Below are 22960 nucleotides of genomic sequence, written 5' to 3'. Positions count from 1 at the left end.
TAAGCCACCTGTGGCAGTACTGCATGCGGTATTGTTTCAGGTGGTTAAAGTCGTATAGCCGGGCTGCCGGTGCTACACATGTGACTACTATGAAGATCCAGCAACTGAGGGATTTCCTGAATACAAAGGCGGCATATTATAATCAGACAGACTTTATTGCAAATGACCCCATTTGCATACCACACCGCTTCAGCGAACTGCAGGACATAGAAATATCCGGCTTCTTCGCTGCCATACTCGCCTGGGGTAACCGTACCAGCATTATCAACAAATGCACGGACCTGATGCAGCGTATGGATAATGCACCATATGATTATATACGCCACCACCAGCCCAGGGAACGTATGCAGCTGATGTCCTTCTGCCACCGGACCTTCAACGGGCTGGACCTGCTGTACTTTGTAGAATTCCTCCAGCATTACTATAATAATGTAACATCGCTGGAATTCGCATTCAGCGGACATATTACCGCAGAAGACGAAAATGTGGAAAAAGCACTGACCGGATTCAGAAAAGTATTCTTTGCACTGGAACATCCCGACAGAACGGAAAAACATATTTCTACCCCGGCAAAGAACTCAGCCTGCAAACGATTGAACATGTTTTTACGCTGGATGGTAAGAAAAGATGAAAATGGCGTGGATTTTGGGCTGTGGCATCACATATCACCATCTCAGCTGGTTTGCCCGATGGATGTACACGTAAGCCGTGTAGCCACGCGACTGGGGCTGATTTCAGACGCCAAAGCCGATTGGAAAACAGCTGTAGCCCTGACACACGAACTAAAAAAACTGGATCCTGATGATCCCTCTAAATACGATTTCGCATTGTTCGGGCTGGGGGTGATTGAAAAATATGTTTGAATAAATAAATAACGGTAATGAAAAGACTACTGGGCATCACTGCCATGATGCTGACATTCGCTGTCAGCGCCGGCGCACAGGAATATATGGACCTGCGCTACAACTTTAACAAAGGAGAACTGTTTGAACTGGAACAAAAAAGTAAGAGCGAAACCTACATGACCGTTAATGCTATTCAGCAACGTACTACCCGTGACTATAATAACCTTATCAGCATAGAGGTAACGGAGGTGAATCCCGGTAAAGCTATACTGACATTCCGTTATAAGGAACTGAAATTTAACTTCAACGGCAAAAATCAGAACATTTTCGTGGATGCAAAAGTATCCAAACCGGAAGAACCCTTCCAGGCCGGCCTTAAAAAAATGCTGGACCAGCCCTTCACCGTAGACCTGCAAACCAGCGGTATCATCAATAAAATAGATGGCCTTGATAACCTGCTGGACAACGCCGCAACCGCCTTCTCCTCCCTGAAAAAAGATGAACAGGAAGCCTATAAAAAACTCATGAAAGACCAGTTCGGTACCGATGCCTTCCGCGGATGGCTGGAACAACTGCTTATCATGTATCCGGCCCACGGTATTAAAACAGGCACCCAGTGGGAGGAAAGCGTTCCCCTGCGTGGCGGCCTCATTGGCCGTATTGACCTGTACTGGAATCTGCAGACCTGGGATGCACAGACCGCCAAAATAGGAGGCACCTCCAAAATAAATACCGATAAGGTACAACTGCTGACGCTCGAAGACGATATCAAAGCTACTGCCGAAATCAGCGGCAGCACCTCTTCCAACTATCTCATCAACCGCAGCAGCGGCCTTCCCTCCATCTGCGTACAGAACACAGAAATGAACGGTACCTACACCTATAAAGTTAACCGCGCCAAAAGAATTAAACACGATCTTAAAGTGCCGGTGAAAGTAGTGACCAACGCTTCCTACAAAATAAAACAAATGAAGTAATGAGTTCCCTGCCTGCACAGCATCTACAGGAAACAGCCGCATGGACGCAACAGACCTTTGAAGTGTCTGTACCCGTCAACATCAGCTTTGAACAGCTGCAGGACCTATTGGCCACCCGCCTGAAACAATTGATCAGCAAGGACTTCGGGCAATTTATCTACCTGCTGTACCACATCGATGTTTCCGAGAAAAAGGTAAAAGCCATACTGGATGATGCCGCTGCCGACGGCACTGACCCCTACAGGCCTATCGCCGCCCTCATCATCGAAAGGCAGCTACAGAAAATAGCCACCAGAGCTTCTTTCAAAAAAAACAACCTCCCCGATGACGAAGAAAAATGGTAACCAGCCATGTCGTTATTTGGTTATTTGGTTATTTGAGATTTTATTCCAAAAGAAGATGCCCTCCGGACTTACCAGAGGGCATCTTCTTTTGGAATAAAATCTCAAATAATAAAATAATCAAATTAAAACATGAGTTCTTTCACTTTCTCTTTGTCTTCCTTCTCTTTGTCCAGATCGAAGAAGGTGCCGAACACCTTATCCCAGAAGGAAGAACTTACACCAAATCCCTTATCCTCACTTTTATAGTGATGCAGGTGGTGATTGCGCCAGAGCGGCTTCATAAATTTAAATGGCGGATTCCATGCGTGAATAGCATAATGCATACTGCCATAAATGAGATAGCCCAGGATAAATCCCGGGAAAAACATAAACGTATACTGCCGCAGGAAAATATACTGCGATCCGAAAATAGCCGAAGCCAGAATCAGACTGGGTACCGGCGGCATAAATAAACGTTGCTTGTCTCTGGGGTATTCATGGTGGTTACCATGCATCACATAAATAAACCGCTGTACCCTGGGAGTGTCGCTCGCAAAGTGAAACAGAAAACGATGCATGATATACTCAAAAAAGGACCAGAATAACATAGCCCCGACAAATATCAGGGAGATTTTGCCAAGGGAGAACCCAAGTGAATCATGGCTATAATACAACATATAACCAATGATGGGCAAATACAACCCCCAGATCACGAGAGGATGCGTTTTGGTCAGCATCTCCAGGTACTGGCTTTCAAATAACCTTGCCTGTCCTTTGTTCTTAATCTTTTCAAATTTCATGAATCCCAGTTTTAACGTAACAGTTACGGGAAAATGAATAAAACCCTTCTAATTTTACCCTGGCGGAAGCCATGCAACATTCACATTAAATAGCTTCCTGACCAATATCTCCACAAAAATACAACCTTAGGATTAATTGAGATATTTTTCATGCTGAAATTACCCTGACCGCTATTCCCCGTATCTTATCCTGAATGACTGCAAATCCGGCTCGTGCGCACGTTTCCGGTGCAGCTCGTATTCATAAATAATCTTTCCCACATCCCGGAAAAAAGGATATCCATCATCTTCATATTCATATTTATTATCATTCAAAATTCCATCTCTGTTTACATACACGTTTCCGGTAAGCATAAACTCCAATCCATGCTTGAAATCAACAATATAAGCAGCATCCGTCAGGAACCCGTAAGACCAGCCCGTTTTGTTGAAATCCCGCAAATAGGAGGGAATCCTGTGACCAGCGCCCTTGAAGAGAAAAAACTTCGTATAGCTGTCAAAGTACTCCGCTGTATCATATTTAGGCCAGGCGGTTTCAGAAGGGTATTGCGACATATACTGGTATAAAAAGTGATAGTCTGCCGCATCTATATTAAACCTTTGCCGGGCAGGTACGGAAGCCGGGAATATCACGGATTGCAGCATCTGCTGCAAATCTTCCAGCGGCAATTTGTTATGCCGGGTAAAATCCATCGGGAGCGGCACCAGCTTATCATCTTTATCCAGGTAACCCTGACCGATGGTGACGGGCTTGCTGTAATCAAATTGCAGCGTGCTGACAGCCGCCGGTTGTTCGTATATGCTGTTACCGTTATCCACAAAACGGATAGCATTGGTATGCCTGTTCTGTTCTTCATTCAGCGGCATAAAGCGGCGTACAATACGTGCACGCCTGTATCCTTTCTCCCACAGCCTTTCATGAATTTCCTGCTGCCCTACAAATTCGTACAACCGGTTATACGCATCATTATCACTGATGAGAAAAATGCGTTTGATATAGTGATAGATAGAAGGCAACAGGTTCTCTGCTGTACTGTCTGTATGAACGGTCACCTGCCCGCTCCAGCTGCTGTCTGTCAGCATAGGCGTATGGCCTGTCAGCCCCGGAATCCGTAATTCATGCAGCTTTTCCAGTGCCAGCAACGCAATCGGTAACTTCACGGTACTGGCCGGATTAAAATACCGGTCTGCATCCACATTCAGGTAGTAATGCCTGAAATGCGGCACATTGCGGGCATCACGGTTGATCTGGGTATATATCAGCTGGTACCTGAATGAGTCCGGATGCTGCAGGATATGTTGCAGGGAAGGGGAGGCTCCCTTGTAAATCAGCTCTTTCAGGAATTTGTCAGTACGGGGCTGCGCCTGCAGGAAAGACAGGCAGCAGGCGCCCAGCAGCGCCAGCAAATATTTACGCATGTGGAAAGGAAGTTCTGTTCTCTAAATATAAAATATTTAGCCGGCTGTTAATAGCTTTCTCACCTTTTCATTAAAATTCTGCGGGGTGATGCCAAAGAACTGCTGCATATTTTTCAGCATTCTTTCATCTGTATTTTCTCCCCTGATAAATGCGAGCACCTGCGCAAAACCTTCCCGTTTATCCAACGTAGCTACCAGCAACGCGCTGATAGTGTGTTTCAGGGAAATATCGCCTGCTGAGAGGTTGTTCTTGAACGGTTCATACAGGTTGGTATCAGGGTGTGCAGCGGCATAGTCCTTCAGCGTTTTCAGGCATTTCTCATATGATTCACCCCAGCCGCCATCCATGTAATAAGCCAGTCCTTCCTCAGCGGGTCTGCAGGTTTGTTTCGGAAAAAATTTGGCGCAGTAAAAATGTACCAGGTCATGTTTGTATAGCGGAGAATTAATACCGCTCATGAAGATGTTATTTTCTTCATCGGAATCTCCTCTGCGCAGGTAGCTGGCAGTAGCATCGAAATCAACGCCTTTGACTCTCAGCAATTCCTGTGCACTGCTGCAGTGATAATAGGTGAGCGCCACGGGCTTCACGCCAAACTTAGCGGCCAATGCTGTGTTAAATTCATCGAAACGCTTTGCTGCTGACAGGTCCAGCGTATGCGGATAGACATAGTGAATGCGGCCCACCTGCTTATGTTGCCAGTCTTTCACCACATAATCCACTGCAGGATAGAATATAAATTTATCTGCCTTCTCCCTGGCTACCATACTGTATAATTTACGTACAACGGGCTGCCTGTCGGGGGTAACGCCTGCAAACGCCAGCTTAATCAGGTATTCGCCGGGATTGATTTTAATGATGTTGGTGAGCTGCGGCCGGAAGAAATTGCTGTCATTATATTTCTTACTGTTTTCAATAAACTGAATCTCATCAAATCCCATCTGGTAGCGGCGCAGGTAAGCAGTATCCGTATAACCGGCGGCGCCTCCCGGACGATCCTTATCCTGCAGGAAGCCGTCCAAACTTGTCAACAACCGGTTCTTTACCAGGCTGTCAGGCGGAAAAGACAGGGAAGGAGACAGGGAAAAGCGCAGCTGCTGCGCTGTCAGAGCAGCTGGCAGTAAGGCCAGTAGCAGAAATGGCAGGGATAGGTATTTCACGATAGCAGGTTTTATTCTTCTTAATTTATATAAAAAAACAGCAATAGCATCCTTATATTTGGCCATTCATACACCCAGAACAAAGCAAATCATGAAACTTGTTAGTTATTTAAGAGAAGAAACAGACCAACTGGCCATATTAGTGGACGGACTGTTGTATAACACCCAGGACCTGCATCCCGACCTGCCCAATAATATGGGCATGTTTCTGATGATGTGGGAAGATGTGATTGAAATTGCCAAAAGAGCCGATGCCAACCTGAAGGCCGGCATTAATCCGGGTGGCGCCGGTATTCCTGTACAGAACGTACAACTGCTGTCTCCCGTGCCTTTCCCTACTTCCTGCCGCGACGGATATGCGTTCCGCCAGCATGTGGCCGCCGCCAGAAGAAACCGTAAGGTAGACATGATCCCGGAATTTGATCAGTACCCTATCTTCTATTTCACCAATCACAATGCTATCCAGGGTCCGGGCGATATTCACTGTATGCCGGATCATTTTGACAAACTGGATTTTGAGCTGGAAGCAGCTATCGTTATCTGTAAGCAGGGCCGTAATATTACAGCTGCAGAAGCAGATGACTACATTGGCGGCTACATGATTATGAACGATATGAGCGCACGTACCCTGCAGATGGAAGAAATGAAGCTCAACCTGGGGCCGGCTAAGGGCAAGGATTTCAGCACCGTAGTAGGACCTGTGCTGGTAACGCCTGATGAACTGGAAGCCTTTAAAATTCCGGCTAAACCAGGTCATACCGGCAACAGCTACAGCCTGAAGATGATCTGCAAGGTAAACGGCATTCAGGTGAGTGAAGGTAATATGGGTGATATGGACTGGACCTTCGCCGAAATCGTGGAGCGCTGCGCCTATGGCGTAAATATCATGCCCGGCGATATTATCGGCAGCGGCACCGTTGGCACCGGTTGTTTCCTGGAACTTAACGGTACCGGCAAACTCAACGATCCCAGCTACACGGAACAGTGGCTGCAACCCGGCGATGTGGTGGAAATGGAAATAGATGGACTCGGTACTTTAACCAATACCATCGTGCAGGAAGACAGCGACTTCTCGATTCTGGCACTCAAGAAAAACGTATAGCCATGATAGTGAATCCTGCTGAAATCAAAACCAGCGAACTGCATGCCTATCTGCTGGGGGCGGTATCTCCGCGTCCTATCTGCTTTGCCAGCACGGTAGATAAAGACGGCCGCCCTAATTTATCACCTTTCAGCTTTTTTAACGTATTCGGCGCCAATCCGCCTACACTCATATTTTCCCCGGCCCGCCGCGTGCGCGATAATACGGTGAAGCATACCCTGGAAAATATCTATGCCACCAAAGAAGTAGTCATCAACGTAGTATCCTACGATATGGTACAACAGACTTCCCTGGCGAGCTGCGAATTTCCGGAAGGCGTCAATGAATTTGAAAAGGCCGGCTTTACAGCGCTGCCGTCAGAAAAGGTAAAACCATTCCGGGTAAAGGAAAGCCCGGTGCAAATGGAGTGTGTGGTAAAACAGGTCATTGAAACCGGCCAGCAGGGCGGGGCCGGCAACCTGGTTATCTGCGAACCGGTATTGCTGCATATCAACGATAACATACTGGATGCCAACGGTAAAATAGATCCGCATAAGATAGATCTCGTTGCCCGCATGGGCGGTGACTTCTACTGCCGTGCTTCCGGCAATGCCGTATTTGAAGTAGCCAAACCCAATACAAAACTTGGTATCGGCGTAGATGCATTGCCGTTAGCTATCCGTAACAGCCACATTCTTAGTGGCAACGACCTCGGCAAGCTCGCCAACGTCCATGAAATGCCCTTCGTTGATCCGGCTTTCGAAGATGATCATCTGAAGAACATCATCCAGTACTACAGTATCACACCGGATGAAATGGAGAAAGAGCTTCACCGCCATGCCAAAAAACTCCTCGAAGAAAATCAGGTAGCAGCAGCCTGGCAGATACTGCTCAGCAACGTAGTTATTTGATTATTTGATTATTTGGTTATTTGAGATTTATTATAAAACAAGATGCCCTCTGGTAAGTCCGGAGGGCATCTTGTTTTATAATAAATCTCAAATAACCAAATAATCAAATAATCACATGCCAAACACTTTTTTCAGCAAATCGGTTGTGCGTGCTGCAGGGTTGGCGCGGATAGCGGCTTCTTCTTTGCCTATCTGGTCAAAGAGGGCGTTTACGGCCATGGTGGTAACGTAGTCCTGTAAGTCAGGGTTTACCTTGTTGAAGGTAGTAGGCAGTTTATTGTATGTAGTAACAATATCGCTGTAGTAGCGGGTAGCGCTGGTACTGTCGAGTGAATTCTTCACCACGGGCGAAAATGCTGCTTTCAGCTGATCGGTGGTTTTGGATTTGAAGAATTCAGTAGCAGAATTATTACCACCTCTTACCAGGTTTAATGCGTCCGTGAGTGTCATTTGTTTAATGGCGTTCACGAAGATGGGGGCGGCGAAACCAACTGCTTTTTCTGCTGAACGGTTAATCTGCAGGATGGCGTCATCCACCTGTTTGCCGAATCCCAGGGAACGCAGGGTGTTACCTATTTTTACTGCATCGGGAGGCAGCAGTAATTTATATATTTCGTTTCCGAAAAAGCCATCCGTCTTATTCAATTTGGAAATACCTGCTGAAACCCCTTTCATCAGTGCTTCCTTGATAGCGGAACCCGCTTCTCCTTCGGTTACATTTGTGTTACCCGTTGTTTTGTTGGCCGTTGTGGTGGTATTTTTCTGACCCAGTTTTTTACTCAGTTTGTCCAGAAACTGAGCCTGGCTTGCCTGCAGACAAAAAAAGCCCAGCAGTACTAACAGTGATCTTTTCAACATAGTTGTTTTGTATAATTAATGAATCAAATATAAAAGAATTATTCATGTATTGTTAATAATGGAATATGTGTTTTATAGGCCAGCTTTGCTGTATTGCTGCGTTTGAAAATACTTTCAAACAGTCCGTGTTTTTTGGGAATGGTCAATATCAGGTCTGCATGGATTTCTTCGGCAAATTCCACTATTCCCTGTACTATATTCGGATTATCAATAAAATGATATTCAGGTTGATAATCTTCCAGCAGCGTATCCAGCATCAGTGTTTCGAAAGGGGTATCTGTGGTAAAATGTCTGCTTTCGTGATCTATATTGATGACGTACAGTTCCGCCTGAAAGGCCGCCAGTAATTTTTTCAGCGGGGCTATCGGCGTAGTATCCGCTACCTTCCTGAGATCGCAGGCGAACACTATTTTCTTTACCGGTTTGAACGTGGTATTTCCCGGGATAATCAGCACCGGGCAGGTTGTATTTTTCACCACATCGATGGTATTGGAGCCGATAAGAATTTCCTCCATTTTACTGCCGCCGGTGATGCCCATTACAATCAGGTCTGCCTCTTCCTGCTTACTCACATCATCTATGGTGGCTGCCAGTATGGTGTTATCCGCACGTACCACGAGGCTGGTTCCTGCTGCCAGCAGCGGAGTCAGTTCTTTCTTCATTTTTTCCAGTCCGTCCAGCGAAGAAGCGCGCAGATCTTCCGGATTTACCATCGGTATGCTGGTGGGTACATCCGGAATGGGCATAATCAGTTCGTAGGCGTGATACAGAACAATGCGGGTAACTCCCAATGCAGGGGCCAGTGACAATGCGTAGGCAGCGGCATTGTAGGCAGTATCTGAGAAATCAGTGGGGACAATTATCGTTTTCATATAACCAATTTGAGATACAACAGATAAGAACTACTTAAAGTTAAAGCTGTGCTCCTTTAAATGTGTGTTACCACTGTGGCTATAGAAAATTTGATGCCGTTTTTGCCGGACGCAGAGAAAAAAGCAGGGGCGCAGAGAAAAAATCTTCTGCGCCCCTGTTTTTTATGATAATATTAAGATTTAGCTTTTCTCCGGCTTCATCTGCGGGAAGAACAACACATCCTGAATGGATGGCTGGTTGGTCATGAGCATGGTCAGGCGGTCAATACCAATACCGATACCGGATGTTGGCGGCATACCGTATTCCAGTGCGCGCAGGAAGTCGTAGTCAATGTACATGGCCTCATCGTCGCCACGTTCCATGAGTTTCACCTGTTCTTCAAAGCGTTCGCGCTGGTCAATAGGGTCGTTCAGCTCACTGTAGGCGTTGGCAATTTCCTTACCGTTTACCATCAGTTCAAAACGCTCTACCAGTCCGGCTTTGCTACGGTGTTTCTTGGTCAGCGGGCTCATTTCTACCGGATAATCGGTGATGAAGGTAGGCTGAATGTAGTGGCCTTCACATTTCTCCCCGAAAATTTCATCGATCAGTTTAGCCTTACCGAATTTAGCGTCTACGTGGAGCCCCAGTTGTTTGGTGACTTCGCGCAGCTGGGCTTCGTCCATGTCGGCAATATCGAAACCGGTGTGCTCTTTGATGGCCTCGTACATGGTTACACGGCGGAACGGCGCTTTGAAGTCGATGACTTTGTCGCCCACGTGTACTTCGGTAGTACCATGGAGGGCCAGTGCCACTTTCTCCAGTAATGTTTCTGTAGTGCGCATCATCCACTCATAGTCCTTATAGGCCACGTACAGCTCCATTACAGTGAACTCAGGGTTATGGGTACGGTCCATACCTTCGTTGCGGAAGTCTTTCGCGAACTCATACACCCCTTCGAAACCGCCTACAATCAGGCGTTTCAGGTATAATTCATTAGCAATACGCAGGTATAACGGGATATCCAGCGCATTGTGGTGGGTAATAAACGGACGGGCGGTAGCGCCGCCTGGAATAGGCTGCAGGATAGGCGTTTCCACTTCCAGGTAGCCCAGATTATTATAAAAATCGCGGATTGTCTGTAATATTCTGGTGCGTTTTACGAACACATCTTTCACTTCCGGGTTGATAACCAGGTCAACATAACGCTGACGGTATTTAAATTCCGGATCTGTCACTTCATCAAATACCTGTCCTTCAACGGATTTTACAATCGGCAGCGGACGCAGGGCTTTTGACAGCATGCTGACTTCCTTCGCGTGGACGGATGTTTCGCCGGTTTTGGTAACAAAAGCATATCCTTTAATACCGATAATGTCACCAATATCCATCAGTTTCTTGAATACGGTATCATAGCCGGATTTATCTTCTCCCGGGCAGATATCGTCTCTGCGTACATATACCTGAATACGGCCTGCCTTATCCTGGATAACCACAAATGCAGCCTTACCCATATCACGGATGCTCATGATACGGCCAGCGAGGCATACCTCCTGGAATTGCTCCTTTGTTTCTTCCGAATAATTCGTTTTGATATTCACGGAAGTATCGTTAACCGGGTACTCAGCGGCAGGGTAGGCGTCTATACCCAGTTTCTGCAGCTCCTGTAATTTTTCCCGGCGTATAATCTCTTGCTCAGATAATTGTGTCATGTAAATATGTGTAATTACCAAAATGGAGTGCAAAAATAACTGATTATGGGGAATATTGTAAGCAAAAGGGCTGTAAGACTACAGCCCTCTCATTTTTTGACCATATCCTATGAAAACCGTTTTAAAGGTAAATGCTTTCACTGCTATAGATAGCTGCTTTTCGCAAATGCAGGAAATTGTTGCATAACTGGCGGCTGACGGCCTATGGATGGTCGGAAACGGCGGTCCGTTTATGGAAATTATCCGGTCTATTTTTCAGTTATGCTTATTTTCGCCCGCCAACATTCAACAAAAAACCACCTGATACATTAATTATGAGAAGCGTACAATGGTTTAAGCCCGCCTGCCTGGGCAGTACCGTCCTGCTGTTAGCCGGAACACCGCACCTGCAGGCGCAGCAAAAGCAGGACATTACATTTGAACAGGCTTTCCGCGGAAAAACAACTGATATTACCAGCCCCCTGCCTGCCATCAGGGATTGGGCAGATGCAGACCATTACCTGGAGATGCGCCCCGATGCCGCCAATGGCGGCCGTATGCAAGCCTACTCGGTAGATGCCCGCACCGGTAATGCCACCGTTTACACCGCGCCCGTAGATGGCCCCAGTGTAGAGGTACGCGAAAACGATGTATTTTATAAATCCGCCGAAGGAACCAGCACCCGCCTGACCAATGACGCAGCTGCTGAAAAAAATCCGACCCTCTCTCCGGACGGTAAATATGTGGCCTTCACCCGGAACAACGACCTGTATAGCGTGGAAATAGCCACCAAAAAGGAAACCCGCTATACCAACGATGGCTCTGAAGTAGTATACAATGGCTGGTCGTCCTGGGTGTATTATGAAGAAATTCTGGGAAGACCTACCAAATACCGCGCTTTCTGGTGGAGTCCCGACAGCCGGCAGATTGCCTACATGCACTTTGACGACACCAAAGTACCTGTATTCCCCATCTACAGCGAGAAAGGCCAGCATGGCTACCTCGAAAACACCCGCTACCCCAAGGCCGGAGATCCTAACCCTGCCGTAAAAGTAGGCGTGGTACCGGTTACAGGCGGTGCTACCACCTGGGCTGACTTTAACGAAAACGATGACCAGTACTTCGGTATGCCCTTCTGGACCAGCGACAGCAAACAACTCTGGATGCAGTGGATGAACAGGGGCCAGGATAACCTTAAAATATACAGCATCAACCCGCAAACCGGCGCCAAGAAAGAGATCTACAGCGAGCAGCAAAAAACCTGGGTGGACTGGTTCGATGCCGTTCCCTTTCTCCGGAATAATCAGGGCTTCCTGCTGCAAAGCGATAAAACAGGCTGGTCGCACCTCTACCTGTATAACATGGATGGTTCCCTGAAGAAACAACTCACTTCCGGCAACTGGACCGTAAAAGATGTAGTACAGATTGATGAGAAAAACCAGGAAGTATATTTCACCGCCCGCAAAGAATCTTCTGCCCGCTTCGACCTGTACAAGGTAAATATGAAATCCGGCGCTATCAGGCGGCTTACCTCCGGTAACTATAATAACGTTATCAGTATGGCGCCAGGCGGTAAATACTTCATTACCACCTACTCCAACCTGCAGACGCCCTCCAGAATGGCGCTGGCAGATAATAACGGGAAAGTAATCCGGGAGCTGGGCGACAGCAAAGGCAGCCGTTTTGATAACTACAACCTTGCCCTGCCCCAGCTGAAAACATACAAAACCCGCGATGGTCTTGAATTACCGATGACCGTTATTATGCCGCTCCACATGGAAACCGGCAAAAAATACCCGGTACTGATCAGCATCTATGGCGGTCCTAATGCAGGCACCGTTTATGATACCTGGAAATCCAATATGGTACAGCAGTGGTGGGCGCAGGAAGGCGTTATCCAGGTAGCTGTTGATAACCGCAGCAGCGGCCACCTGGGTAAGATGGGCATGAACTACATTCACCGCAAACTGGGTATCCATGAAATAGAAGACTATATGGATGCAGCACTGGCCCTGCGGGCAGAACCCTGGGTAGATGGCAGCAAAATCTGCATGACCGGCGGCAGCTTCGGAGGCTATATGACCTGTATGGCCATGACCTACGGCGCAGACGTATTTACCCACGGTATGGCTAATTATGCCGTTACCGACTGGCAGCTGTATGACAGCCACTACACTGAACGCTTTATGGATACTCCTGCCGAAAATCCGGAAGGTTATAAAGAGACGAACGTAATGAACCATGCCGATAAATACAAAGGACTGATCCGTATTGTACACGGCACCATGGATGATAACGTGCATTTGCAGAACGCTACCCAGCTAATCGACAAACTCGAAAACCTGAACAAGCACTTTGAATACATGCTGTATCCCGGCGAGCGCCATGGATGGGGCGGCCTGAAAGCAGTACATTCTTCCGGCGAAACTTACCGGTTTATATATCACAACCTGTTAGACAAGCCTTTCCCGGCAACCTTCCGTAAGTAATAAAGGGAATAACCATATTACCGGCCTCCGGATTTTGTCTTATTACATGGATAATGAATAGGATAAAGCCCGGAGGCCTTTTTATATGCTATATGTAAAAAAGAGGAAGAGATACGGAAAAGTGGGAGGTATATAAAAAGAAACAGGGCTGCAAGACTACAGCCCCGAAAAATTTTAACCATATCTTTATTGAAAAACCTATACCAAAGGTGAGGCTTTTTCGCATTAGGTGTTACCCCATTTTTGTGAAAGGTATATTTTTCACAGGGAACGTAGCAAAAGGACGGGTAAACGTATACATCCTTTAAACGCTTTATACATAATGACAATATAACAATTTTTATATAGTGTATTGATTATAAAGTAGTTGAGTCAAAAACAATGATTTTATCCGGTTTAAACAGGGGAGGAACCTGCAGGTTGAGTGCAGTGATTTTGCCGGTAAACGTATGGGAAATAAAAAAGGGTGGTAAGAATACCGCCCTTGTAATAATTTTAACCATATCCTATGAAAAACCTGATACAAAGATATACCTGTGATCGGTGTTCCAATTTTCATTTCCGTGAACGATGAATTATTGTTCGTGAAATGAGGATAATGGTAAATATCTTATTATATTAAACAAATTGCAATATTATAAATATATAGAATTTGATTATTTTAATATATATAGATAATTATAAGCCATTTTGTAATAAAGCACTCATGTGAACGAATTAAAATTTATTACGCTATCCGCTGACCGTTCTTTACTGATTTACCGGGCTGAAGCAGCGTAACTTCCTTATCCTCACCGAGTACACCCAGCACCAGGCATTCGGACATAAAATTGGCGATCTGCTTGGGGGGGAAATTAACCACCGCAATGACCTGTTTACCCACTAATTCTTCTTTCTGATAAAGCCGGGTAATCTGGGCAGATGTTTTTTTAAGCCCCAGTTCCCCGAAATCTATCACCAGCTGATAGGCCGGATTTCTTGCCTGTGGAAAATCATTGGCTGAAATAATTGTGCCCGCCCTCATGTCTACTTTTTCAAAATCCGACCAGTTTATCGTTTCCATGCTGTTGTGTTTTCACTAAATATAGCATTCACCGGTCAATTTAACAATACGCCGGGATATATTTAATACACCTCATTACAGCCAACTGTTCAAGATGTGAAAGTATCGCCAAAACCTATCGTGATGGGCCAAACTGGCATAGTTATTGTCTTTCTGTAAACAAATTTTAGGTTAAAAAATAGGTTAAAGCGAAAGAACCCCACCTGCAGAGGTGGGGTTCTTTCGTATATATATTTCCGTTAGCCGGTTATTGCATGGATAAACTATCCTGAACGGTGATAGGACCGCTTACATTGATGATTTTTTTATCCGTGAAATCCTCATTGGCAATCAGGCCCCAGCCGTGCAGGGAATCGGTAGGCGTTTTAATAAATACCTCCTTGGTGGAGTAGAAGACTTTTCTTTTGGGGTCCCAGTTCAGTTCTTCCGTATTCAGCCGGTCGCCTTTCTTATTCACTACCACTACATTTTTGGTGAGGTATACGTATCCTTCATCTTCCATATAGCGGCCGGTATCGGCGGCCAGGGTACTTTCCAGGCCCAGGGTATCATTGAACATGAAAACTTTAAGCCCCTGTTTGAACTTTACATAGCCTGGCTTATCGATACTGCGTTCCATGGCCGGCCCGGTAAGTTTGGCATTTACCTTCCCGTTCTGGCTGAAAATAATAACGATATCTGTTCCGTTTTCAACCGCTGCCTTCTTGCTGTCAAATTCCATCACTGCGTGAATATCATTCTCGCAGGCAATGGCTGTCAATCCCAGCAGCAGGCATATGTATATTAATTTCTTACTGATCATCGCTTATAAATAGATGTTCAAAGATACGATGGCTTATTATAACGTAAAAGTGGAATGCAGGTGTTTCGCATTCCACTTTTCAGTATTGTTTTATGTATAAGAAGATTAATCGTATTTCTTCTTGATAAACCATCTGTCACTCAGTGTGAACCCGATGGAAAACCGGTAGATATTTTCTTTCAGGGCAGTGTTGCCGTTGCCGCGGTGGGCTACGTCAAATGCCAGGTTGATCATGCTGTACTGGTTAGAGTAGGGCATGCGGCGAACGGGTAAACCTGCGCCTATGGTGAAGCCCATGATCGGCATATTTTCTCCGCCCAGTTTCAGATAGTCGAGACCGTAGTAACCACCCAGGCGGTAAGCTACGCGGTTCCAGTAACCACTGAGTGCCATTGCATTAGGTACAAACTGACCGCCGATGGAAAGTTTCCAGGCATTCTGCAGGGAGTCTGCCGCACCAAACCTGGTGAAGTTTCCCCATTGGGTGGAGTTGAAATCCACGCCCAGCATCCATTTATCCAGCTTACGCAGCATAATACCGGCAGAGTAGTCTGCAGGATAAACCACCTTGCCTCTATTTCCTTTAGCGTATGCCACTGTATCGAGATTGGTGAAGTCGTTGCTGCTGGCATTATACAACAGTGTTTCGCTCAGTGTTTCCACTCTGGCGTTCATCTCCTGCTGCAGGCTTCCGGAGGCGCCGATAGTCAGGTCCAGATCCTTGTTCAGCTTGGCCTTGTACTGCATACCCACTTTATAGAAAAAGCTGCTGTAGCTTACGCGGGTCATATGCCGGGTAGCGTTGATGTCTGATACCGGATAAATAACCCTGGTATTGGTTTCCACGCTTCCGAAGAGGTAACCTACGTTCACCCCGATACTGAAGTGCTCACCAATACCCACGCCGGTTCCGGCATGCAGCTGGTACAGACCGCCGCTGCCTTCGTAACGGTTGGCGATTGGCAGTTTCAGCGTATCATGAAATATGGCGTCTTTTGACTGCTGAATATTGTAGGTAACCCTTGTAACAGGACGCAGACCAAGGTTTAAGCCCCAGTTTTTCCTTACGGGAATACCAATCTGCAGGTAGGAGATCGTACCAAATCCGGAACTGAACCTGGTATTTTTGTCTGAGATGGATCTGGCGCCGCCTTCGATGCCCACATCCAGTGTGGTAAGCATCAGGCGGGAATAGCTCGCCGGGTTGCTGAAGTTTACGGAAGTAGGATCAGCATATCCCTGAGAAACACCTCCCATACCACGGTTAACGGTATTCTGGTTGTTATTCAGATCGCCTAATCCATATCGCGAATAAGGTGAGTTATCCTGTGCGGTAGCATTATTTGCTACCAGGAATAAGCCAACCAGTAAGCAAAGAATACTGACTTTTGTCCAATGCATTTCGTATCAGATATTGAGTTTAAACCCTTGTCCAGTGAAAATATGGGTCTGCAAATATCTACTTTTTAAGGCGGGAAGCAAAAAAAACCAAATTCGGCCCTGTTAAAAACGCGTTAAAGTTGCAGTACTATTTCTCTGAAATCCTTACCAGATCATTATCTCCTGAAAAAATATAAAATTTATACTATATTAAAAGCGGGTAAATTCTGCTGATCAGAAATTTTCGGAGGATAAATTCCGGAAATGACCATTTAACTTTACACGTTCTTTTAATTTTTCCATTTCCGCCATCATAGGAATAACTTTGTGGAGATGACGTTTCAGGTATTCCAGCCGTTGTACTTCATAAAAGAGGTGCAGCAGTTCGTATTCTTCATTAAGGGATAAGCCGGCATGATGCGCCAGATCATAGGATCTGAGCAGGTGATCTTCCTTCTTAAAGCTCTTGTGTATCTGTAAAATAGCGTGCAGTTCCCTGATGCCATGCAGTACTTCATCCAGCAGTCTTGTATTGGAGGCCTCATGATTTTCGGGATAATTCACGATAGCGCCGGCATATAATTTATCCGGGATGGAACTGATCAGCTCGAGGGTCCGGAATACACTGGCCCCACGGGTTACCAGGTCCATTTCCCCGTTATCATATAATTTTTCAACTTTTTCGATAGTGACAAGGGTTCCATATTCCATTATTTTTTTGTCAATTACAGCCGGGATACCAAATGCCTTTTTTTCGGCCAGACATTCGGCTGCCAGTTGTTTATACCGCGGTTCAAATACATGAAGATTAAGCTGTTCTCCGGGATAAACTACCACACCAAGTGGGAAAATGGAAATAAAATTTGTCATTTTGCAGAACGGAATTTAGTCTAAAGTTATAAAAATCATGCCGCAGGGCAGGATCATATTTGCTTATCGGGCCGCCGTTACGGATATATTAAATAAAAGGAATACCTTTATAGATAACATTATTACTTACTCGCAAACATGCTAGCAACCACACCCACAATATCGTTGTTGATTTCTACATATAACTGGCCGGCCGCTCTAGCTTTATGCCTGAATAGTATTAAATCACAAACAATATTACCTAACGAAGTCATCATTGCTGATGATGGCTCCAAAGAAGATACCCGGGATCTGATCAATGCCATCCGGCAGGATTTCCCGGTACCTGTGGTGCATGTATGGCAGGAAGACAAAGGTTTCAGGCTTGCGCAGATCAGGAACAAAGGCATTGCTCAGTCTACCTCCGATTATCTTATCCAGATAGATGGTGATCTGATTCTGGACAAACATTTTGTGGAAGATCATATGGCCCTTGCCGAAGAAGGATTTTTTATTACCGGCAGCCGTGCCCTGTTGTCTTCCCGGATTACCAACCAGCTTTTACAGCATAAAAAAATCAATGTCAGCTACAGATCCACACCTTTCAGCCATATTTTCAATGCATTGCGGTTCCCGCTTTTAAGCAAATTTTTATCTAAACGCTATAAAGTAAACGGCAGGCATAAATACTATGTGAAAGGCTGTAACATGTCTTTCTGGAAAAAAGACCTGATTACCGTAAACGGCTATGATGAAAACTTCACCGGATGGGGTATGGAAGATAATGACATTGCAGTAAGGCTGCTCAATGCCGGTGTGGAAAAGAAATTCATAAAAATGGGAGGGGTTGCCTTTCACCTGTATCATCGTGAAAACTCCCGCGGCAAGCACCAGGAAAACAGTATACTGGTAAAAGCAGCTGTGAGCAACAAAAAAATAAAGGCAGAAAAAGGAATTCTGGAATATCTGATTCACTAAAGCGTTTGTGCATGTACCAGCCATATATTGACGGGCTCCTGAAAGGAGATATAAAATCGCTGGCCCGTTGTATTTCCCTGGTAGAAAATGAAGCCGCCGGCTACTCATCATTACTTGAACAATTACCCACGGGGCAGTCTCCGACCAAAGTAGTGGGTATCACCGGACCTCCGGGAGCCGGTAAAAGCACGCTGGTCAATGCGCTCATCACGCACCTGCTGCATGCAAAGAAAAAAATAGCCATCATTGCCGTAGATCCTTCCTCCCCGTTTAATTTCGGCGCCCTGCTCGGCGACCGCATCAGGATGAGCCAGCATTTCAACAACCCGGACGTATTTATCCGCTCTATGGCCAGCAGAGGCGCTTTAGGCGGATTAAGCCCTAAAATAATTGAAGTCAGCGACCTGATTAAAGCAGCCGGCTTCGACTATCTGTTCATTGAAACAGTGGGGGTAGGGCAGAGCGAGGTAGAAATTGCCGGCATTGCTGATACCACCATCGTAGTAGTAGTACCGGAAGCCGGAGACGAAATACAGACCATGAAAGCCGGTCTGATGGAGATTGCAGATATTTTTGTTGTAAACAAGGCTGACCGGGACAATGCGGATATTTTTGTGAAGAACCTGCGTTTGCTTGCCCACAGCAAACAAACCGGCCAGTGGGAAATACCTGTTATCAAATCTGTAGCCACCCGGCAGGAAGGTATTGAAGATATCAGTCAGGCTATCAGCCGGCACCATGAAGCTGTCATGCATCAACACCAGCGCCATGCCCTGCTGCTGACCGAAAAAGCCTGGCAGCTTATTCAGTACAGGCGTATGCAGGACCTTAACAAAAGGGCCATGCAGGCCGAAATAGCCTCTCTAATAACCGAAAAAACGTTTAACCTTTACCGTTATGTGGCGGCCAAAAGCCGTTAAGCATTTATTCCCGGATTCTTTCAATTTTACTATCTTTGCCACATGCGCACAACCGCACCCAATATATTAATCGCGTACGCCGTTTTCAACTACGGCCTCTGACTATAAGTCATCGGGCATCCCATGCCTGTTTATAATATTATCATTTCTTTTTATTCACTTTTTAAACTGGTTATTATGGCTTGGCTATTCCTGCTTATCGGCGGACTTTTTGAAGTGGGCTTTACTATTTCCCTGAAGTATTCTGAAAATTTCTCAAGGCTGTGGCCATCCATCAGCTTTGGTATCTGCATTACGCTCAGCTTCCTGTTTCTGAACAAGGCTATCAACGGCGGGCTACCCATTGGTACTGCCTATGCCGTGTGGACGGGCATCGGAGCGGCCGGTACGGCCATAGCAGGTATGATCTTTTTTAAAGAGCCGGCAGCTATGTGGCGCATATTCTTCCTGGTAACGCTGATCAGCTCCATTGCAGGACTGAAGCTCGTTTCCGGAGGCGAATAACTTTATAGCACAGCGTTCCCCGCCTCCGGGCGGGGGCGTTTGTTTTTCAGCAGCGGGAAAGACACTCCGTAAGCCGCTACAGCAGCCAGGCCTGCCGGGATGCCAGCAGGCAGGCAGTGCGTTAATTCCAGTACCAGCACCACCGCGGTAAACAGTCCCCTGGAAATACCGGCAAACATGGCACACATACCTATCAGCGCCGCCAACACCGGATTAATGATTACCGCCGGCGCCACCAGCTGGATAATTACTGCCAGCAACAGACCGGTAGCTCCGCCCATCAGGAGCAGCGGCATCACCGTAGTACCTGTTTTATTACCGGCGGAAAAGAACAACCACGCGATCATCTTCAGCAAACTCAATACTGTCAGCAATTGCAGGGTTACATGCGCCTGCAGCAGAAAGCTGCCATACCTTTCCCCGGGGCCCAGCGTATCCGGCGACCAGTAGCCGATAACTGCCACAGGTACTGCAGTTAGCAGCAGCCACCACCGGTTGCGTGCCCCCAGTCTGTCAAAAAGCCGTTCCAGTCTGCGGGAAGCCTTTACCAGCAATACCGCCAGCAGGCCAATCAATATACCGATGACCATATATGCCAGCAGTGCAGGCACATTACCGCCGGGGCCTGTTCCCATGGTAAAGAACGGCTCCGTGCCTTCCCACCAGGCTTTCAGTGCCCAGGTAGCTGCAACACCTGTTATCAGCGGCAGCAATGTCATCAGCGTCCAGGCGGGCAGCAATACTTCCAACCCCAGTAATACTGCTGCCAGCGGCGCATTAAAATACCAGGCCAGCCCACTACACAAACCGGTTATGATGAATATACTAACCTCTGCCTCAGAAATACGGAGCAGTTTACGCAGATGTGTGGCAAAAGCGCCGCCTGTCAGCATAACGGGCGCTTCCCAGCCGAGAGATGCTCCGGTGCCCGTAGCAGCCAGCAGTGCGGGAATTTTCAACCCGTATTTTCCGGTGCGGGTAAGTAACAGGAACAGGGCTGTTCCGGCGATGGGAATCAGCAGCAGCAGGGCTCCCAGCTCACTGTCTGCCGGCGTATCTCCGCTATAAAAGAATTTTCCGAAAAAGGCGAGCTGCATAACGGTAAGGCCTATCCAGACGATCAGCTTTCCGAGCGCTGCGGTGAAAAGGCCCAGAATGGCCGCCAGCAGGGCAAGATAGCCGGATCTGGAAGCGGGTCCTTTAAAATTTTCCGGATTTTTCCGGGCTACGGATAGTACAGACAGGGTATCCAGACCGTTTCTATTTAAATGGTAAAAGGCATTCTCCATGGATATTGATTATGTCAGGGGCTATCAAAGCTATATTGTTCCTGTCAGAATCTCAAATGAATTTAATGCGTAATATAGGAAGATGCAATCCGTTGAAACGGCAGTTCGCTTTTTTTAGTTAGGAATCCAGAGTATATTTGCACTTAACCATTATCGACCAGAGACCAAAAATTGTTTGTATGAGTAATGCAGCAGAAAAACCACCCGTTATTCCAGACCCCAGGAATTCACCTGTAGATGCGCAGACATTGATTAAAATTAAGCGGATGATGTTGTTTACCCATGAGGATGAACAATATCTGACGATGGCGGGAGAGGTGCTTGCGCCACATGCAGAAGATATTCTGAACAAATGGTATGAACGTATTGTGAGTAATAACTATCTCGCTAATTACTTCACGCAGAGTGGTGCGCCTGATCTCAACTACGTTCATTCCTTGCGCCCGCATTTCAGGGAATGGATTTCCAGCCTGTGCAGGCGTAGTGAAAGCATGCGCTGGTGGGAGTTTGAAGAGAAAATTATCAGGCAGTTGCAGTTGAGAAACATTCCGGTGGATGACCTTGATCCGCTGTCGCCCCTCTTTCTGCGGTATCTGTCTACTTTTGTTTTTCCGGTGAGCGAAGCGGGCAGATATTTTCTGAATAATACCGGTTATGGTTCCGATGATATTGAAAAAATGCATCAGGCCTGGTTTAAGGCTGTGAGCCTGAGTGCTTTGCTATGGCTATATCCCGGCGGGCAGAAACCGCCATTTTAATATAACCATTCACGTTACCCTCAAAACGTACAGTATTTATGGAAGTTGCGATTTACAAAACTTATGCAAAGAAGAAAGCGGGAGGCTTTATGCATTTTGACATTATTGTAGCGAAGGAAACCTCATTTGAAGCCGTGCTTGTATATGGCGCCACATTTATCAGGAGCAGGCTGCAGGACAAGGCAGTAATGCTGACAAGAGACTGCCGTTTTTATCATGTGACCGATGTTATACCCCGTTGGGAGAAACTGATACAATCTCAGGGATATTATATTCATGAATTGGAAGGATGTCACTAATATGCTATTTACTGCGTTGTATTTATATTGTACCTTGCCACGCTAATTAAGGACAGCAAGTTAACATATGGGGAAAGTTTCCACATTCAGCCCCGCTCAGCAGGCAGAAAACACAACCAGTAAAGTAGTCGTTGCACTGGAGCGCTTATCAGAGGCTTTCAGGGTGCTATTATGGCAAGAAGCAACACAGTATGGGCTTAGTCCCATACAAATCCAGGTACTCACCTATCTGCTCCATTATCCGGAAGAAAACCGTACCGTAACCAATTTGGCGTTGTATTTCAACATGACCAAGGCTACGATCAGTGACGCCGTGAAATCACTGGAGCAGAAAAACTATCTGGTAAGAAAACAAAGCGCCACAGACACCAGGAGTCATTCCCTGCATCTGTTGAAAGAAGGCCGTGCTATTGCAAAGAAGGTAGAGCATTTTGCGACTCCTTTGCAGGATGCAGTAGCGGCTGCGCCGGTAAAAGACCAGGGCGCGCTGCTAGAACAGTTGATGCAGCTTATCTTTCAGCTCAACCAGCAGGAAGTGATTACCACACAGCACATGTGCTTTAATTGTCAGCACTACACGCTCAAAAAGAGCGGTGCATTCTGTGATGCATTGAAAATTTCTTTAAAGCCAACCAATCTCCGGGTAGATTGTGAGTATTTCGAGGAAGCCGAGTAAGGCGAATTAAGCTGATTTACAGAATGAAATTTACG

At 46.4% G+C, this 22960-nt stretch carries 23 protein-coding genes; 12 read left to right on the top strand and 11 right to left on the bottom strand.

Features of this window, described 5'->3' with window-relative positions:
- Window positions 1-89 precede the first annotated feature (89 nt).
- Genes GWG06_RS07765 through GWG06_RS07755 form a run of 3 tightly spaced genes read left to right on the top strand, consistent with a single transcriptional unit; the run spans window position 90 to window position 2166 of the window.
- A complete protein-coding gene (locus tag GWG06_RS07765; RefSeq protein WP_160712399.1) occupies window positions 90-863 on the top strand; it encodes a TIGR02757 family protein in 774 nt (257 codons plus the stop codon).
- 17 nt (window positions 864-880) lie between these two features.
- On the top strand, window positions 881-1822 hold the full coding sequence (locus tag GWG06_RS07760) for a DUF6263 family protein (RefSeq protein ID WP_160712397.1): 942 nt from the start codon (window positions 881-883) through the stop codon (window positions 1820-1822).
- Window positions 1822-2166: a hypothetical protein gene (locus tag GWG06_RS07755; protein WP_160712395.1), complete on the top strand. Its 345-nt coding sequence runs from the start codon at window positions 1822-1824 to the stop codon at window positions 2164-2166. The genes GWG06_RS07760 and GWG06_RS07755 overlap by 1 nt, the downstream gene beginning before the upstream one ends.
- A 122-nt stretch (window positions 2167-2288) precedes the next feature.
- Here the strand turns inward: GWG06_RS07755 and GWG06_RS07750 are convergent, their stop codons facing one another.
- The 3 genes from GWG06_RS07750 to GWG06_RS07740 form a co-directional block, all read right to left on the bottom strand.
- Window positions 2289-2945, bottom strand: a complete 657-nt coding sequence (locus tag GWG06_RS07750; protein WP_127044380.1) for a sterol desaturase family protein — start codon at window positions 2943-2945, stop codon at window positions 2289-2291.
- A 171-nt stretch (window positions 2946-3116) separates the two neighbouring features.
- Window positions 3117-4364, bottom strand: a complete 1248-nt coding sequence (locus GWG06_RS07745) for a serine hydrolase (RefSeq protein ID WP_160712393.1) — start codon at window positions 4362-4364, stop codon at window positions 3117-3119.
- Between the two features lie 36 nt (window positions 4365-4400).
- A complete protein-coding gene (locus GWG06_RS07740; protein WP_160712391.1) occupies window positions 4401-5525 on the bottom strand; it encodes a hypothetical protein in 1125 nt (374 codons plus the stop codon).
- 91 nt (window positions 5526-5616) lie between these two features.
- Here GWG06_RS07740 and GWG06_RS07735 point away from each other — a divergent pair, with 91 nt between their 5' ends.
- The gene (locus GWG06_RS07735; RefSeq protein ID WP_127044383.1) at window positions 5617-6627 is read left to right on the top strand and encodes a fumarylacetoacetate hydrolase family protein; all 1011 of its coding nucleotides are present in this window, start codon (window positions 5617-5619) and stop codon (window positions 6625-6627) included.
- A gap of 2 nt (window positions 6628-6629) precedes the next feature.
- Window positions 6630-7517 carry a flavin reductase family protein gene (locus GWG06_RS07730; protein WP_127044384.1) on the top strand — a complete coding sequence of 296 codons (888 nt, stop codon included), beginning with the start codon at window positions 6630-6632 and terminating at the stop codon, window positions 7515-7517.
- Between the two features lie 111 nt (window positions 7518-7628).
- Here the strand turns inward: GWG06_RS07730 and GWG06_RS07725 are convergent, their stop codons facing one another.
- From GWG06_RS07725 to lysS, 3 genes are all read right to left on the bottom strand, one after another.
- The gene (locus tag GWG06_RS07725; protein WP_160712389.1) at window positions 7629-8375 is read right to left on the bottom strand and encodes a DUF4197 domain-containing protein; all 747 of its coding nucleotides are present in this window, start codon (window positions 8373-8375) and stop codon (window positions 7629-7631) included.
- 38 nt (window positions 8376-8413) lie between these two features.
- Entirely contained in the window at window positions 8414-9247 is an 834-nt protein-coding gene (locus GWG06_RS07720) for a universal stress protein (protein ID WP_160712387.1), read from the bottom strand.
- 180 nt (window positions 9248-9427) lie between these two features.
- Window positions 9428-10939 (bottom strand): lysine--tRNA ligase, encoded by a 1512-nt coding sequence (gene lysS / locus GWG06_RS07715; protein ID WP_160712385.1) that lies wholly within the window; start codon window positions 10937-10939, stop codon window positions 9428-9430.
- A gap of 314 nt (window positions 10940-11253) precedes the next feature.
- Between lysS and GWG06_RS07710 the strand changes: the two genes are divergently transcribed.
- The gene (locus tag GWG06_RS07710) at window positions 11254-13407 is read left to right on the top strand and encodes a S9 family peptidase (protein ID WP_160712383.1); all 2154 of its coding nucleotides are present in this window, start codon (window positions 11254-11256) and stop codon (window positions 13405-13407) included.
- Window positions 13408-14134: 727 nt separating this feature from the next.
- Here GWG06_RS07710 and GWG06_RS07705 read toward each other — a convergent pair.
- The 4 genes from GWG06_RS07705 to GWG06_RS07690 form a co-directional block, all read right to left on the bottom strand.
- On the bottom strand, window positions 14135-14470 hold the full coding sequence (locus tag GWG06_RS07705; protein WP_160712381.1) for a tRNA-binding protein: 336 nt from the start codon (window positions 14468-14470) through the stop codon (window positions 14135-14137).
- Between the two features lie 247 nt (window positions 14471-14717).
- Window positions 14718-15272 carry an LPS export ABC transporter periplasmic protein LptC gene (lptC, locus tag GWG06_RS07700; protein WP_127039683.1) on the bottom strand — a complete coding sequence of 185 codons (555 nt, stop codon included), beginning with the start codon at window positions 15270-15272 and terminating at the stop codon, window positions 14718-14720.
- Between the two features lie 105 nt (window positions 15273-15377).
- On the bottom strand, window positions 15378-16673 hold the full coding sequence (bamG, locus tag GWG06_RS07695) for a BamG family beta-barrel-assembly machinery protein (protein ID WP_160712379.1): 1296 nt from the start codon (window positions 16671-16673) through the stop codon (window positions 15378-15380).
- 213 nt (window positions 16674-16886) lie between these two features.
- The gene (locus tag GWG06_RS07690) at window positions 16887-17522 is read right to left on the bottom strand and encodes an LON peptidase substrate-binding domain-containing protein (RefSeq protein WP_127039689.1); all 636 of its coding nucleotides are present in this window, start codon (window positions 17520-17522) and stop codon (window positions 16887-16889) included.
- 138 nt (window positions 17523-17660) lie between these two features.
- Here GWG06_RS07690 and GWG06_RS07685 point away from each other — a divergent pair, with 138 nt between their 5' ends.
- The 3 genes from GWG06_RS07685 (at window position 17661) to GWG06_RS07675 (ending at window position 19903) form a co-directional block, all read left to right on the top strand.
- A complete protein-coding gene (locus GWG06_RS07685; RefSeq protein WP_127039692.1) occupies window positions 17661-18479 on the top strand; it encodes a glycosyltransferase family 2 protein in 819 nt (272 codons plus the stop codon).
- Between the two features lie 11 nt (window positions 18480-18490).
- Window positions 18491-19399, top strand: a complete 909-nt coding sequence (meaB, locus tag GWG06_RS07680) for a methylmalonyl Co-A mutase-associated GTPase MeaB (protein ID WP_160712377.1) — start codon at window positions 18491-18493, stop codon at window positions 19397-19399.
- Between the two features lie 177 nt (window positions 19400-19576).
- Window positions 19577-19903 carry a DMT family transporter gene (locus GWG06_RS07675; RefSeq protein WP_127039698.1) on the top strand — a complete coding sequence of 109 codons (327 nt, stop codon included), beginning with the start codon at window positions 19577-19579 and terminating at the stop codon, window positions 19901-19903.
- Window positions 19904-19905: 2 nt separating this feature from the next.
- On the opposite strand, the gene GWG06_RS07670 is transcribed toward GWG06_RS07675, so the two are convergent.
- A complete protein-coding gene (locus GWG06_RS07670; RefSeq protein WP_160712375.1) occupies window positions 19906-21192 on the bottom strand; it encodes a chloride channel protein in 1287 nt (428 codons plus the stop codon).
- A gap of 179 nt (window positions 21193-21371) precedes the next feature.
- Here GWG06_RS07670 and GWG06_RS07665 point away from each other — a divergent pair, with 179 nt between their 5' ends.
- The 3 genes from GWG06_RS07665 (at window position 21372) to GWG06_RS07655 (ending at window position 22925) form a co-directional block, all read left to right on the top strand.
- Window positions 21372-21950 carry a protoglobin domain-containing protein gene (locus tag GWG06_RS07665; RefSeq protein ID WP_160712373.1) on the top strand — a complete coding sequence of 193 codons (579 nt, stop codon included), beginning with the start codon at window positions 21372-21374 and terminating at the stop codon, window positions 21948-21950.
- Between the two features lie 38 nt (window positions 21951-21988).
- On the top strand, window positions 21989-22249 hold the full coding sequence (locus GWG06_RS07660; protein ID WP_160712371.1) for a DUF2024 family protein: 261 nt from the start codon (window positions 21989-21991) through the stop codon (window positions 22247-22249).
- A 67-nt stretch (window positions 22250-22316) separates the two neighbouring features.
- Window positions 22317-22925 carry a MarR family winged helix-turn-helix transcriptional regulator gene (locus GWG06_RS07655; RefSeq protein WP_127039711.1) on the top strand — a complete coding sequence of 203 codons (609 nt, stop codon included), beginning with the start codon at window positions 22317-22319 and terminating at the stop codon, window positions 22923-22925.
- The last annotated feature ends 35 nt before the right edge of the window (window positions 22926-22960 follow it).

Source organism: Chitinophaga solisilvae, assembly GCF_009928525.1.
Classification (GTDB): domain Bacteria; phylum Bacteroidota; class Bacteroidia; order Chitinophagales; family Chitinophagaceae; genus Chitinophaga; species Chitinophaga solisilvae.
This window is presented reverse-complemented; position numbering and strand designations above follow the sequence as displayed.